This is a genomic window from Streptomyces sp. DSM 118878, assembly GCF_052936595.1.
In genome coordinates this window covers 1,135,867-1,149,168 of record NZ_CP193622.1, presented here as the reverse complement: position 1 = coordinate 1,149,168, position 13,302 = coordinate 1,135,867, and the positions used below count along the sequence as shown (strand labels likewise).

13 protein-coding genes and 1 pseudogene are annotated in these 13,302 nt (G+C 69.8%); 10 read left to right on the top strand and 4 right to left on the bottom strand.

Annotated elements, in window-relative coordinates:
* Positions 1–8 precede the first annotated feature (8 nt).
* Positions 9–626 (bottom strand): CGNR zinc finger domain-containing protein, encoded by a 618-nt coding sequence (locus ACRAKF_RS04765; RefSeq protein ID WP_447035539.1) that lies wholly within the window; start codon positions 624–626, stop codon positions 9–11.
* Between the two features lie 86 nt (positions 627–712).
* Between ACRAKF_RS04765 and ACRAKF_RS04760 the strand changes: the two genes are divergently transcribed.
* From ACRAKF_RS04760 to ACRAKF_RS04730, 7 genes are all read left to right on the top strand, one after another.
* Positions 713–1,489 (top strand): MBL fold metallo-hydrolase, encoded by a 777-nt coding sequence (locus tag ACRAKF_RS04760; protein ID WP_447035538.1) that lies wholly within the window; start codon positions 713–715, stop codon positions 1,487–1,489.
* 117 nt (positions 1,490–1,606) lie between these two features.
* Positions 1,607–2,692: an LLM class flavin-dependent oxidoreductase gene (locus ACRAKF_RS04755; RefSeq protein ID WP_447035537.1), complete on the top strand. Its 1,086-nt coding sequence runs from the start codon at positions 1,607–1,609 to the stop codon at positions 2,690–2,692.
* A 104-nt stretch (positions 2,693–2,796) separates the two neighbouring features.
* Positions 2,797–3,345, top strand: coding sequence for an NADPH-dependent FMN reductase (ssuE, locus tag ACRAKF_RS04750; RefSeq protein ID WP_447035536.1), 549 nt, complete (start codon positions 2,797–2,799; stop codon positions 3,343–3,345).
* Positions 3,346–3,680: 335 nt separating this feature from the next.
* Positions 3,681–5,018, top strand: a complete 1,338-nt coding sequence (locus tag ACRAKF_RS04745; protein WP_447035535.1) for an MFS transporter — start codon at positions 3,681–3,683, stop codon at positions 5,016–5,018.
* Between the two features lie 299 nt (positions 5,019–5,317).
* Positions 5,318–6,682, top strand: a complete 1,365-nt coding sequence (locus tag ACRAKF_RS04740) for an MBL fold metallo-hydrolase (RefSeq protein ID WP_447035534.1) — start codon at positions 5,318–5,320, stop codon at positions 6,680–6,682.
* A 43-nt stretch (positions 6,683–6,725) separates the two neighbouring features.
* Positions 6,726–7,091 (top strand): rhodanese-like domain-containing protein, encoded by a 366-nt coding sequence (locus tag ACRAKF_RS04735; protein WP_447035533.1) that lies wholly within the window; start codon positions 6,726–6,728, stop codon positions 7,089–7,091.
* Complete coding sequence (locus ACRAKF_RS04730; protein WP_447035532.1) at positions 7,088–7,831, top strand: sulfite exporter TauE/SafE family protein; 744 nt, start codon at positions 7,088–7,090, stop codon at positions 7,829–7,831. The genes ACRAKF_RS04735 and ACRAKF_RS04730 overlap by 4 nt, the downstream gene beginning before the upstream one ends.
* 21 nt (positions 7,832–7,852) lie before the next feature.
* Here the strand turns inward: ACRAKF_RS04730 and ACRAKF_RS04725 are convergent, their stop codons facing one another.
* Complete coding sequence (locus ACRAKF_RS04725; RefSeq protein ID WP_190167802.1) at positions 7,853–8,131, bottom strand: metal-sensitive transcriptional regulator; 279 nt, start codon at positions 8,129–8,131, stop codon at positions 7,853–7,855.
* Positions 8,132–8,214: 83 nt separating this feature from the next.
* On the opposite strand from ACRAKF_RS04725, the gene ACRAKF_RS04720 reads away from it, so the two are divergent.
* Positions 8,215–8,781, top strand: coding sequence for a rhodanese-like domain-containing protein (locus tag ACRAKF_RS04720; RefSeq protein WP_447035531.1), 567 nt, complete (start codon positions 8,215–8,217; stop codon positions 8,779–8,781).
* A gap of 408 nt (positions 8,782–9,189) precedes the next feature.
* Here ACRAKF_RS04720 and ACRAKF_RS04715 read toward each other — a convergent pair whose 3' ends face one another.
* Positions 9,190–9,846, bottom strand: a complete 657-nt coding sequence (locus tag ACRAKF_RS04715; protein WP_447035530.1) for a TetR/AcrR family transcriptional regulator — start codon at positions 9,844–9,846, stop codon at positions 9,190–9,192.
* A 57-nt stretch (positions 9,847–9,903) separates the two neighbouring features.
* On the opposite strand from ACRAKF_RS04715, the gene ACRAKF_RS04710 reads away from it, so the two are divergent.
* Together ACRAKF_RS04710 and ACRAKF_RS04705 are read left to right on the top strand one after the other, a co-directional pair.
* On the top strand, positions 9,904–10,734 hold the full coding sequence (locus ACRAKF_RS04710) for an SDR family NAD(P)-dependent oxidoreductase (RefSeq protein ID WP_447035529.1): 831 nt from the start codon (positions 9,904–9,906) through the stop codon (positions 10,732–10,734).
* Positions 10,735–11,297: 563 nt separating this feature from the next.
* Positions 11,298–12,397: pseudogene (locus tag ACRAKF_RS04705) on the top strand (IS256 family transposase); the annotation flags it as partial.
* Positions 12,398–12,487: 90 nt separating this feature from the next.
* Here ACRAKF_RS04705 and ACRAKF_RS04700 read toward each other — a convergent pair.
* Positions 12,488–13,156, bottom strand: coding sequence for a TetR/AcrR family transcriptional regulator (locus tag ACRAKF_RS04700; RefSeq protein WP_447035528.1), 669 nt, complete (start codon positions 13,154–13,156; stop codon positions 12,488–12,490).
* Positions 13,157–13,302: the final 146 nt, after the last annotated feature.

Here is a 13,302-nt window from a genome sequence, read left to right as displayed (position 1 = left end):
GGCCGAACTCAGTCGGCGGTGGCCTGCGTGCGGCGGGCGTAGGCGCGGGCGGCGCGGGCCCGGTCGCCGCAGCGGACCGAGCACCAGTGGCGGCGCCCGGCACGGAGCAGATAGCGGTTGCAGGGGGAGGAGGGGCAGGCTGTCAGCCGTTCGGCGTCGGGCCCGGTGAGCAGGTCGGCGGCATCGGCGGCGAGGATGCCCAGGGCCTGGTCGACGATCTGGTCGATCGGGTGCGGGGCGGTGCGGTGCATGCCGCGGACCGCGTCCCAGCCGAGCGGGGAGGCGGTGGGGACCCGGGTGAGGGCATCGTTGACGGCAGCCATCGCGGTGGCGGGGGCGGGGTGACCGCCGACCTGGGCAGCTAGCAAGACCCGTACCTGTTCGCGCAGGGAACGCAGACGAGCCGCGCAGATCTCCTGCAAGCCGGCGTCCGCAGGGGCCAGGTCGTGGTCGACCAGCCACTGGTTGGCGCCCGAAGGCGTACCCAATGAGTCGAGGAACTGGCCGCCCGGCAGAGCGACGGCGCTGTTGACGAGGTCGAGCGCGGGGTAGCGCTCAGCGCCCGGTGCCGGCGGGAGCCCGGGGCCGGCGGTCTCGACGGCGGCGGGGGAATCGGTCTCAGTCACGCTCCTCACGTTACAGCTTGCCTTCATCCGTGACAAACGCCTACAGTCACGGATGTAGGCCAATCTATCCGTGAGGTGATGTCGTCATGGCAATAACCAGCACGTCCAGCGCGCAGGTCCCCGTCCGTGTCTTCGGCGGTCCGACCGCGCTCATCGAGTACGGCGGGCTGCGGTTCCTGACCGACCCGACCTTCGACGCCCCCGGCACCTACCCCTCGGGGCTGGCCAAGACCGCGCCCGCCTCTGCCACGCCCGCCGACCTGGGCCGCATCGATGTGGTGCTGCTGTCGCACGACGAGCACGACGACAACCTCGACGCCTCTGGCCGGGCCCTGCTCGCCGGTGTCCCCCTGACCCTGACCACGCCCAGTGGCGCGGGCCGGCTGGGCGGCACATCACGCCCCCTGAAGGACTGGGAGTCCATTGAGTTGGAGCGCCCCGGGGGCGGCACGATCACCGTCACCGGCGTCCCGGCCCTGCATGGCCCCGGAGCACGCGTGGACCTCGAGCCCGTCGTCGGCGAGGTCGTCGGATTCGTCCTGAGCGGTGACGGCCTGCCCACCGTCTACGTCAGCGGCGACAACGCCCAGCTCTCCCTCGTCCAGGAGATCGCCGACCGATTCGGCGCGGTGGACACCGCCGTGCTGTTCGCCGGCGCGGTCCGCACCCCCGTCCTGGACCGCGCGCTGCTCACCCTCGACAGCGCTCAGGCCGCCGAGGCCGCCCGCATCCTGGGCGCCCGCCGCATCGTGCCCGTCCACTTCGACAGCTGGGCCCACTTCACCGAGGGCCGCGACGAGCTCGTCGCCGCCTTTGCCGCCGTGGGCCTCACCGATCGCGTCGACTTCGGCGTCCGCGGCTGAACCACCTGCGTCGCACGCGTACGCCGGACAGCCGGGCATCGGCCGACAGGAACTGCCACCGCTGTCGGCCGGCGCCCCCACGCGCCGCACACCTCGAAACCAAAGGACCGCACCACCATGACCGACCCCATCCGCGGCACCCGCCATGGCTCCGCCCCCGCCGCCCTGTCCGTACTGGACTCCGCCATGACCGGCACCGGCCAGAGTGCCGCCGAGGCGCTGGCCGGCAGCATCGAACTCGCCCGGCTCGCCGACCGGCGCGGCTTCACCCGCTACTGGATGAACGAGCACCACGCCATGCCCGGCGTCTCCACCTCCAGCCCACCCGTCCTGCTGGCCCGCCTCACCGCGGAGACCAGCAGACTGCGCCTCGGCGCCGGCGGGATCATGCTGCCCAACCATCCGCCCCTGGTCGTCGCCGAACAGTTCGGCATGCTCAACGCCCTCGCCCCCGGCCGCATCGACCTGGGCCTCGGCCGCGCGCCAGGCACCGACCACGCCACGGCCGAAGCCCTGCGCCGCGGCGCGAGCAGTGCCGAGGACTTCCCCCGGCAGGTCACCGAACTCCTGCACTTCCTGGGCGACGACTTCCCCGCCGAGCACCCCTACGCCGACCGCGTCTACGCCGTGCCCGGGCCCGCCCAGGACCGGCTCAACGGCCTCACCCCCTCCACCGGCCGCCTGCCGGTGTGGCTCCTCGGCTCGTCCGGCTACTCGGCACAGCTCGCAGCCCGGCTCGGCCTGCCGTTCGCCTTCGCCGCGCACTTCAACCCCCGCGATGTCGTGGCCGCCCTGCGCCTGTACCGCGAGCAGTTCACGCCGTCCGAGGCCCTGGCCGAGCCGTACGCACTGGTCAGCTTCACCGTCGCGGCGTCCACCGACGAGCGGGAGGCCCGCCGCCAGGCCGGCACCCTCGCGCACGCCATGCTCCGCATGTTCCAGCGCAAGTCCTACCTGCTGCCGTCCCCCGAAGAAGTGGGCGCCTACACCTACGACGCCCAGGAACGCCAGGCCGTCGACAGCTGGCTGACCCACGTCCCGCACGGCACTGCCGAGCAGGTCACCGCCCACCTCAACCAGGTCCAGCGGGACTCCGGCGCCGACGAACTCATGATCGGCGGTGTCGGCCACTCCATCTCGGCCCGGCTGCGCTCCATCGAGCTGATCGCCGACGCCTACGGCATGCCCGACAGCCCGCGCTGACGCGGGACGGCGGCCACAACACCCCGGACCTGCGGGCCCGCGGACACCGATCACCCTTCACCGCCAAGTCCCCCTGATCCTCCGGAAGTTTTCGAGGTGTACCCATGGCCACCGTCCTCGCCCTGTCCGGCAGTCCCTCCCGTGCGTCCCGTACCGCCTTCCTGGCCGAGCACACCACCGCGGACCTGCGGGCCCGCGGACACCGGGCCCACGTACTGGCCCTGCGCGACCTGCCTGCGGCACCGCTGCTCGCGGCGGATATCCACGACCCGTCTCTCGCCCGCGCCGTGAGCCGGGTTGCCGAGGCCGATGCCCTCGTCGTGGCCACCCCCATCTACAACGCCGCCTACTCCGGCCTGCTCAAGACCTTCCTCGACCTGCTGCCCCAGCACGCGTTCGACGGGAAGCCGGTGCTTCCCCTGGCCACCGGCGGCAGCCCGGCCCACGTCCTGGCCCTCGACTACGCCCTGCGCCCGGTCCTCACCGCGCTCGGCGCCCAGGTCTGTCAGGGCCGGTTCGTCCTGGACCGGCACATCACGACCGCCCCGGACGGCGCGATGGCCCTCGACCACGACAATGAGCGGCAACTGGCTCAGATCACCGCTCACTTCGCCTGTGCTCTGCCGACCCGGGCCCACCTGGCCGCCGCCTGACAACCACAGGACCCTCCCGCCCGGTAACCCGCCGCCCCGGTATCCCGAAAGTACAGAGCACATGGCCCACCTGTCTTCCGGACCCCCATCCGCGCTCCGCCCACTGCCGCTCTCCCTCCCGCCATATCCGAGGTGCAGAAGCACACCCTGACCGTGCTGCTCGCCCCCCCCAGATCCTCAGCGGTCTCGGCCCGCCACCGCCGACACCTACGCCCCGCCGACCTCACCGGCTCCCGTGTCCGCTCACCGACACGGACCGCCCGTCGGGCAGCGCCGGCCAGGCAGCACGTCACGCACACCCCGCCCACCACCGCTGGGCCCGTATCGGAGACACCATGCACCACACCACGGCCACGCCACCCAGCGGGCCGACAGACACCCCATCGGCCCCTCCTGGTCCTTCGCTACCTGAGACGCAAAAGCGCATCCTGGCCATCCTGCTGGCGTCCCAGGTCCTCAGCGGCGTGGGCCTCGCGGCCGGTGTCACCGTTGCCGCCCTGCTGGCTCAGGACATGCTCCACTCCACCACCCTGGCCGGCCTGCCCAGCGCCATACTCACCGCAGGCTCCGCCCTCGCCGCCGTCACCATCGGCCGCATCTCCCAGACCCGCGGGCGCCGCCCCGGCCTCGCCGCCGGCTACCTCGCAGGCGCAATCGGCGGTGCCGGAGTCGTCGTCGCTGCCGCCCTCGACAACCCCGCCCTGCTGTTCGTCTCCCTCTTCCTCTACGGCGCCGGCACCGCGGCCAACCTCCAGGCCCGCTACGCCGGAGCCGACCTCGCCGCCCCGCGCCACCGCGCCCGCGCCCTGTCCACCGTCCTGGTAGCCACCACCCTGGGCGGCGTCGTCGGCCCCAACCTCACCGCCCCCGCCGGACACCTCGCCACCGCCCTCGCACTGCCCCCACTGAGCGGCCTGTTCCTCATCTCCAGCGCCGCGTTCGCCCTGGCCGCCCTGACCCTGCTGGTCTGGCTGCGTCCCGACCCCCTTCTGCTCGCCCGAACTCTCCCCGCCGAGCCGGAGGCACCAGAGGGCACAGGACCGGCACCCGACGTCTCGCATCCCGCAGCACACCGCCACCCCAGCCTGTCGCTGGGAGTGCTCGTGATGGTCCTCAGCCAGCTCGTCATGGTCGCGATCATGACGATGACCCCCGTGCACATGCACGACCACGGCCACAGCACTGCCGCCTCCGGCCTCGTCATAGCCCTGCACGTCGGCGCGATGTACCTGCCCTCACCCCTGACCGGAGCACTCACCGACCGCTACGGCCCCACCACGACGGCCGCCGCCTCCGGCCTGACCCTGCTGGCTGCCGGCATCCTCGCCGCCACCGCGCCCGCCGACTCCGTCCTCCTGCTCACCCTCGCTCTCATCCTGCTCGGCATCGGCTGGAACCTCGGCCTCGTCGGCGGGACCACCATCATCACCAACGCCGTCCCCCTGGCCACGCGAGCCAAGACACAAGGCACGGTCGACGTCGCCATCGCCATCGCCGGAGCCACCGGCGGCATGACCTCCGGGATCGTCGTCGCAGCAGCCAGCTACCCCATCCTCGCCCTCAGCGGCGCCGCCTTCGCCCTCGCGCTTCTCCCCGCAGTCATCGTCACCGCCCAGAAGAGCTCGCCCCGCGCACCTTCTTCGGAAGGCCGACAGGGCAGCACCGAACCCTGAGCCCGCCCAGACACTCCGCAGCAACTGAACCGCCGGGCAGCAGAAGAGCTCCGTGCCATGGCGGCCGCGGCTCCTTGCAGGGCAGCAGCAGGTTGATGGAACGGTCCTTCTCGATCGCCCGGTGGGCCGGGGGCAGGGCATGACCGTTCCCCGGTCTCCTCCTCCGGTGCGCTCGTACGGAGTCCGCCGAGTGCCCGACCCGGTAGGAACTCCTCATCCGGAATATACCCCCGGGGGTACTGGTGTTACGGTGGAAAGCAGTTACCCCCCGGGGTAATTTTCACGAAAGGACTATCCGCGTGTTCTTCGTCGACACCATCGAGCTGGAAAGTCTCGGCAACCGCAGCTACCTGGCCGGCGGTGAGAGCGCCGCGGTGGCGGTGGACCCGCCGCGCGACGTCGACCGCGTCCTGGCGGCGGCCGCCCGGCGCGGTGTGCGGATCTCCCATGTGGTGGAGACCCACATCCACAACGACTACGTCACCGGCGGGCTCGAACTCGCCCGGATCACCGGAGCCCGGTACCTCGTGCCGTCCGGCGCGAACGTCACCTTCGCCCGGGTTCCCGTGGCCGACGGCGACAGCGTGGAGATCGACCCCGGCAGCGGGGTGACGCTGACGGCGATCGCGACGCCGGGCCACACCCCGCACCACACCTCCTACGCACTGCACGAGGCGGGGCGGCCGGTGGTCGTCTTCACCGGGGGCTCGCTGCTGATCGGCACGGTGGGCCGGCCGGACCTGGTCGAGCCGCGCCTGACCGAGCAGCTGGCCCGCGCCCAGCATGCCTCCGCCCACCGCTTGGCCTCTGATCTTCCCGACGAGACGGCGGTGCTGCCCACCCACGGCTTCGGCAGCTTCTGCTCCTCGGCCCAGTCCGAGGGGGAGGAGACCACCATCGGCAAGGAGAAGAGCGCGAACACCGCACTGACCGTCGACGTGGACAGCTTCGTCGCGGACCTGCTGGCCGGTCTGGAGGACGTGCCCGCCTACTACGCGCACATGGGCCCGGCCAACGCCGCCGGCCCCGGACCGCTCGACCTGACCCCGCCCGCCCTCGCGGACGCCGACGAGATAGCTGCCCGCCTCGCGGCCGGTGAGTGGGTCGTCGACCTGCGCAACCGTGTCGCGTTCGCCGAAGGACACGTGGCCGGGTCGTTCAACTTCGAGGCCGACGGCAAGCTCGCCACCTACCTCGCCTGGATGATCCCCTGGGGCAAGCCGGTCACCCTGCTCGCCGAATCCGCCGTACAGCTCGCCGACGCCCAGCGCGAACTGGTGCGGGTGGGCATAGACCGTCCGGCCGCCGCCGCCACCGGCGCACCCGGCTCCTGGTTGCCCGCCGGACAGGCCCCGACATCCTTCCCCCGCTCGACCTTCGCGGGACTCGCTGCACGCGGCGTCGGTGATGTGGTGGTCCTGGACGTGCGCCGTGACTCCGAGCGGGCGAACGGATGGATCGAGGGCTCGGTGCACATCCCCATCCACGAGCTGTACGGCCGCCTCGCGGAGGTACAGCCCGGGACGGTGTGGGTGCACTGCGCCGGCGGTATGCGGGCCGCGATCGCCGCGTCCCTGCTGGACGCCGCCGGCCGCGACGTCGTCGCCGTCGACGACGGCTTCGACGCCGCCACCGACGCCGGCCTGCCCCTGACCACCGGCTGACGGATATCCCGCCCACCGCACGAGAAGGAGAGGAGAGAACTCGATGTTCCTCTTCCGCCGCAGCCGGCCCCGCGTCAGCGTGGGCCAGGCCCGCAGCCGCACCAGCGGCGACATGCCGGACGCCGTCCTGCTCGACGTCCGCGAGAAGCCCGAGTGGAACGCGGGCCACGCCCCCGGAGCCGTCCACGTACCCCTGTCGAAACTCGTCGCGGGAGCCGACTTGCCGGCCGAAGCCTCCGACCGTTCGCTGGTGGTGATCTGCCGCAGCGGACACCGCTCCCAGCAGGCCGCGAAACTCCTCACCCAGCGCGGAGCGCAGGCGGTCGACGTCAAGGGCGGCATGAACGCGTGGGCCGCCGCCGGACACCCGGTCCTCGACGAACGCGGGAACCACGGCCAGATAGCGTGACCGCCCTCGTTCTCGCCCTCATCGCCGGGGCCGTCGTCGGCCTCGCCCTCGGAGCCCTGGGCGGCGGCGGCAGCGTCCTGGCCGTACCCGCCCTGATCTATTTGCTCGGCTTCAGCCCGTCCGCGGCCACCACCGCCAGCCTGATCATCGTGGCCGCCACCTCCGCCACCGCCCTGTACACCCACGCACGCGACGGCCACGTCGCCTGGAGAGTCGGATCGCTGTTCGCCGCCGCCGGCATCATCCCCGCCCACCTCGCGGGGGCAGCCTCCGGCAGCGCGCCCGAAGCGGTCCTGACCATCGCGTTCTCGGTGATCGCGGCACTGGCGGCCGTGCGGATGTTCCGCCCCTCCTCCTCCCGGCCGCCGGCGCGGATACGGCCCGGCAAGGCGGCCGGGGCAGGCGCCGGGCTCGGCGCGGTGACCGGCTTCCTCGGCGTCGGCGGCGGCTTCCTCGCCGTACCGGCCCTGGTGAGCGTGCTCGGCCTGACCATGCGACGCGCGGTAGGTACCAGCCTGCTGGTCATCACCGTCAACTCGCTCGCCGCCCTGACCGCCCGAACCGGGACCGGAGGCGGCCTCGACTGGGCGCTGATCGGACCGTTCATTGGAGCGGCGATCCTCGGCGCCTGGGACGGCAAGCGCCTCAGCATCAAGGTCTCCGGCAACAGCCTGCAAAGGGTCTTCGCCGGGGTGCTCCTGGCGGTGGCCGTGTTCATGCTGATCGACGTGATCGCATGAACACCACAGCCACCGCGACCGTCAGGCCAAGGACAGGAACAGCTTCTCCAGTCGGGCCCGCATCTGATCGCGGTCACCGGCAGCCTGGCCGCCCTCGGCCATGCAGTGCTGCAAACCGGTCGCGATGATCGCGAAACCGGCCCGGTCCAGCGCGCGGGAGACCGCCGCGAGCTGCGTGATCACATCCTCGCAGTCCCGGCCCTCCTCGATCATCTTGATGATCCCCGCGATCTGGCCCTGAGCCCGTCGCAGCCGATTGAGGACCGATTTCAGCTCGTCGGCCGCCATCTCAAGCTCCACCATCCACCTCCATAAATACCCCTAGGGGTATCATACGGGATGCGGTCAACCGCTCCCCGAACCACGGAAGGACCACCCCGCACATGACCACCCCCACCGCCCTCCTCCCCGCCCAGGCCGCCGCACACCTCGACGACTACACCGTCATCGACGTGCGTACCCCCGGCGAATACGCCTCCGGCCACCTCCCCGGCGCCCACAACGTCCCCCTCGACCACCTCCACACCGCCCTGCCCGCCCTCAAGGCCGCAGCCGCCCGCGGCACCCTCCTCATGGTCTGCGCCTCCGGCAACCGCTCCGCCACCGCCTGCACCGAACTCGCCGCCGCAGACATCCCCGCCGCCACCCTCATCGGCGGCACCACCGCATGGGCCGGCGAAGGCCACACTCTCCACCGCCCCGACAACACCCGATCCGTCTGGCCCATGGAGCGCCAGGTCCGCCTCGCCGCCGGATCCCTCGTCATCCTCGGCCTCGCCGCGGGTACTCGCTGGCGCCCCGCCCGCTGGCTCTCCGCAGCCATCGGAGGCGGCCTGATCTTCTCCGCAGCCACCAACACCTGCGGCATGGCCGCCGCCCTGGCCAAACTTCCCCACAACCAGCCCCGCACCACCGACCTCCACGCCACCCTGCAAGCCCTGCAGGACTGATACAGGTCGTGTTCAGAGACGTCCCCTGCCGAGTGGGCAAATCCACCGGGGTCGCGGGTGGCGGCGATGGCGGGCCGCAGGTGTCTCGATGAATTCCCGGCCAGCCATTCCATGCTGGGGCGGATGACATCCGCGCAAATCAACGCCGGCTGGCCCGACTTGAGCGCAGTACGGCTGGGGCTCCTGCCGAGGGTGGACGCCCAGGTCAAGGTGCCGTGCTGCCAGTCGTCGTAGGAAGCCGAGGCCGGAGCGGCGTTCCGTCGGTTCTGCCAGGTTTCGCCGGAAAGTGCCTCCGACAGGAGCGGGAACAAGGACCTCAGCAATCCTCATTCTCGCTGGTCAGAGGCACTTTCTGTGTTCTGCTTACCTGACCGCCTGTCGGACAGCCCGCTTCATGGAAGCGCGAGGCTAGCGAGCCAGACGATCGAGTAGTTCGGCCAGCAGTGCGCGCTCTCCACGAGTGAGGTCGCCTGGATCTTCGCGGAGTAGCGCGCGCAACGTGAGCGCGGCACTTGCACGGGTCCTCAGGGCGTCTCCCGTCGTGGGGTTCAACACCCCGGCCAGCGCCGCCTCGCGGGCGCGTTCGGACAGCGCGAAGTCCGGCGCGGGCTGCGTGATCAACGTGAGCGTCACGCCAACGTTCGCGGCGAGGACCTGCTCGGCAGCGTCCTCCGCGGGCACCTTCAGCAGGCCCTTCGTAGCCGCTTCACTGAACCTCTCGCACAGCGCGGCGTGGGCAGGAGCGGTGACGGCACAGGGCCTTCCCGGCTCGGCGCGGCCATAGAGCAGGCCGTAGAACGACGGGTGCTCCAGTCCGAACCGCACGTGCCTGTCCCAGCCCTCGCGCAGGTCGCCGAGCGGGTCGCCGGAGCTTTCGACGGCCGTGTACTGGGTGAAGCCGTGGTTCACCACGGCGTCGATCAGGCCCTGCTTGCTGCCGAAGTGGTGGTACAGCGTCGGCGCCTGCACGCCGGCTCGTTCGCACACAGCCCTTGTGGACACAGTGCCGGCGCTCTGTAGCAACTCCGCTGCGGCGAGCAGGAGTCGATCCCGTGTGTTCTGCATGTTGCTACAGTAACTCATGTAGCGCTACATTGAGCTCTATAGCGAGAGGGGAAGTCCATGAGGACTTGGTTCATCACTGGTGGGACGCCTGGAGGGTTCGGCCTGACGTACGCCGAGGCCGCGCTGCAACAGGGCGATCAAGTGGTAGTGACCGCGCGTCGGCCATCCGAACTGCAGGAGTGGGCTGACCCGTACGGCGACCGCGTGTTGGTTCTCAAGCTCGACGTGACCGATGCAGATCAAGTGCGGGCGGCGGTCAGGACGACTGAGGAGCGGTTCGGTGGGATCGACGTGCTCGTCAACAACGCGGGCCGAGGTTGGTTCGGCTCCGTCGAGGGCGCTCGAGAAGAGATGGTCCGCCACACGTTCGACCTGAACCTGTTCGCGGTGGTCGAGGTGGTGCGGGCGGTTCTGCCGGGCATGAGGGCACGGGGCGACGGCTGGATCGTGAACATGTCGTCGGTGGCAGGCCTTGTCAGCGCACCAGGGTTCGGCTACTACGCGGCGGCGAAATTCGCACTCGAAGGCCTGTCAGAGACACTGCGTCACGAGGTCGAGCCGTTCGGGGTGCGCGTGCTCGTCGTGGAGCCGGGAGGGTTCCGCACCAAGGCCTACGCCAGCTTCCAAGACGAGCCCGTCGACGAGACCGTCGAGGCCTACCTGCCGCTGGTCGAGGGCGTCAAGGCGGCGTTCGTGGACCAGGACGGCAAGCAGGCGGGTGATCCCGTGCGCGGTGTGCAGGCCGTGATCAGTGCGATGAACGCACCCGTTCCGCCGCAGCGGATCGTGCTCGGCAATTCTGGGTACGAAACCGTTGTTGCCATGCACGAGAAGGCACTTGTGGAGCTTCGCGAGAACGAAAAGCTTTCGCGTAGCGCGGACTTCTAGTGGTGTGCCACGCCATCTCGGCTGAGTAGTGGGTCCAGGTGCGGATGAGTCAGTCAGAGGCGAGACGGTGGGTTGTTCGGTGGAGGTGTCCGAGACGGCGATCGTCAGTTCTTCTGCGGTCAGTTGCACGACCAGTCCGCAGGGGCCGGGGGCGTGCCGGTTGGCGTTGGTGACCAGCTCGCTGACGACGAGTTCCGCGTCTATATCCAAGTGAGACCGCAGAGTTCGGGGGCCGGCTGACAGGGCGTGGGTGAGGAAGGCGCGCAGGGCCTGACGTGCGTCCGCGGCGCGGGCCGCGCCATCAGCCCACACGATGCTGCAGCGCTGTGTGGGGTGCTCGTCCGGGCCCTGTTCACCTGCCGCCTGCTTCATAAGGACGCACCCGGGAGTGGACATCATTAGGGCACTCCCGACGACGGCGTGCCAATGCAGTTGATACTTTCCACGAAGGCCGTGTACGACGGGCCCGGCTACCAGGTGCGCATGTTCGGCCAGGAAGCGAACGGCTCGCATCGCCAGCATTTTCGCCGGTGTGCCCTGACTGTGGTGGGTGGGACGAGGGCGAGATTACCGATCAACTGGGATACGAGAAGCACGGCGCCGAGGGCCGGGGCAGCGGCAACTCCTGCAACGGCACCAGGGCGAAGACGGTGCTGACCGATGTGGGCCCAGAGGTCAAGGTGCCCCGGGACGTGGCGGGCACGTTCGAGCCGGCCATCGTCAAGAAGCGCCAGCGCAGGCTGTCCGGCGTGGACGAGATGGTGCTGTCGTTGTCCGCGAAGGGCCTCACGCACGGCGAGATCTCCGCGCACCTGGCTGAGGTCTACGGGGCGAGCGTGTCCAAGGCCACCATCTCCACGATCACCGACAAGGTGATGGACGGCATGGCGGAATGGTCCAACCGCCCGCTGGACAACGTCTACCCGGTCCTCTTCGTCGACGCCATCAACGTCAAGATCAGGGACGGGCAGGTCGCGAACCGCCCGGTCTACGTCGTCATGGCCGTGACCGCCGAAGGACACCGCGACATCCTGGGCATCTGGGCCGGCGACGGTGGCGAGGGCGCGAAGTACTGGCTGAGCGTCTTCACGGACCTGAAGAACAGGGGCGTTGATGACGTGCTGATGCTGGTCTGCGATGGGCTGAAGGGCCTGCCCGAGGCCGTGGAGACCGTCTGGCCGCGAACGATCGTTCACACCTGCGTCGTTCACCTGCTGAGGACCAGCTTCCGTCACGCGGCCGGCCAGGACTGGGACAAGATCGCCAAAGCGCTCAAGCCCGTCTACACGGCCCCGAGCGAGGCTGCCGCAACTGAGCGGTTCAGCGAGTTCCAGGAAGCCTGGGGCGAGAAGTACCCGGCGGTCATCCGGCTCTGGGAAAACGCCTGGGCCGAGTTCGTGCCCTTCCTCAGCTTCGACGTCAAGATCCGCAAGGTCATCTGCTCGACGAACGCGATCGAGTCCGTCAACGCCCGCATCCGCAAGGCCGTCCGGGCCCGCGGGCATTTCCCCAACGAGGCCGCGGCCATGAAGTGCGTCTACAGGGCGCTGATGAGCCTGGCCCGACTGGCAAGGGCCGCAAGCGATGGACCATGCGCTGGAAGGCACCCCTGAACGCCTTCCAGATCGCCTTCGAAAGCCGGCTCACCCCGGCCGCCAACTGACCATTACGGAAACTGGATCAGCCGTCTACTGGACACTCCCGCGGGGAACCTCAGTCAGCCGCTGCATTCCAGTCGGTTTGGAGTACTCCCTCACCTCGGTGCGGGTTGCGCTCGTAGCTCCGTCAGGGCGTTGCGCAGGGCGGGCGTGTGAGCGAGGCGGTATGCGGCCTGAATCGCACATGTCAGGAAGTTGAGGAACAGGTCGGCCACTGCCTCAACCGGGAGGGGACGGCCGGTTTTTAGCCACTCCAGGGTGATTTCGTCACAGGAAGCGCTCCATCCGAGGAGGGGCAGGTGCAGCTGTGGCTCGTCGATGTCCAGGTTCAGTGCCTTGCAGACGTCTTGGAGCCCTACCTGGCGTGCTGCGTCGAAGGCTTCCCTGGCCACATCTGTCGCCTTAGCCCGGCGCAGGATGAGGTTGCAGGCGGCGTCCTCGTGATCGCTCAGGAAGTTGAGGTGAGCGGTGAAGTGCTGGTGCAGCCGTGACACGACGGAGCCTTCCTCTGGGATGTGCGTAGCCGCGCGGAGCTGGCGGCTGATCTCCCGGATCGTCTCTGCGTAGAGGGTCTCCTTTCCGCTGAAGTGGTGGGATAGGAGCCCGTGTGCCACACCTGCGGACCGTGCGATGCCAGCGACGGTGACTTCTGCGTAGGGCTGTCGGGAGAAGTTCTCTAGTGCCGATTCGAGTAGTTTTCGGCGGGTCCGTTCTGCGGCCAACTGTCGTCTTGTGGGCGTTTTGAGGGTGTCTGACTGCTTCACGCTTGGGTCCTTCTGTGATGCGCCTTGGGTCTATCAGGGTATGCCTGAGCGCGCATCTCACAGGCTTCACTGATCGGTAGTCAATGACGTATAGTCAACAACCGTGCTGCTGACGAGAGTTGGCCGCGTGGACCCTTGGGCTGCTC

Bases quoted from the DNA above. Each gene is read 5' to 3' on its own strand.
- ACRAKF_RS04735 (WP_447035533.1), top strand. From the start codon at position 6,726: ATGTTCCTCTTCCGCCGCAGCCGGCCCCGCGTCAGCGTGGGCCAGGCC.
- ACRAKF_RS04745 (WP_447035535.1), top strand. From the start codon at position 3,681: ATGCACCACACCACGGCCACGCCACCCAGCGGGCCGACAGACACCCCA.
- ssuE (WP_447035536.1), top strand. From the start codon at position 2,797: ATGGCCACCGTCCTCGCCCTGTCCGGCAGTCCCTCCCGTGCGTCCCGT.
- ACRAKF_RS04720 (WP_447035531.1), top strand. From the start codon at position 8,215: ATGACCACCCCCACCGCCCTCCTCCCCGCCCAGGCCGCCGCACACCTC.
- ACRAKF_RS04755 (WP_447035537.1), top strand. From the start codon at position 1,607: ATGACCGACCCCATCCGCGGCACCCGCCATGGCTCCGCCCCCGCCGCC.
- ACRAKF_RS04710 (WP_447035529.1), top strand. From the start codon at position 9,904: ATGAGGACTTGGTTCATCACTGGTGGGACGCCTGGAGGGTTCGGCCTG.
- ACRAKF_RS04715 (WP_447035530.1), bottom strand. From the start codon at position 9,846: ATGCAGAACACACGGGATCGACTCCTGCTCGCCGCAGCGGAGTTGCTA.
- ACRAKF_RS04760 (WP_447035538.1), top strand. From the start codon at position 713: ATGGCAATAACCAGCACGTCCAGCGCGCAGGTCCCCGTCCGTGTCTTC.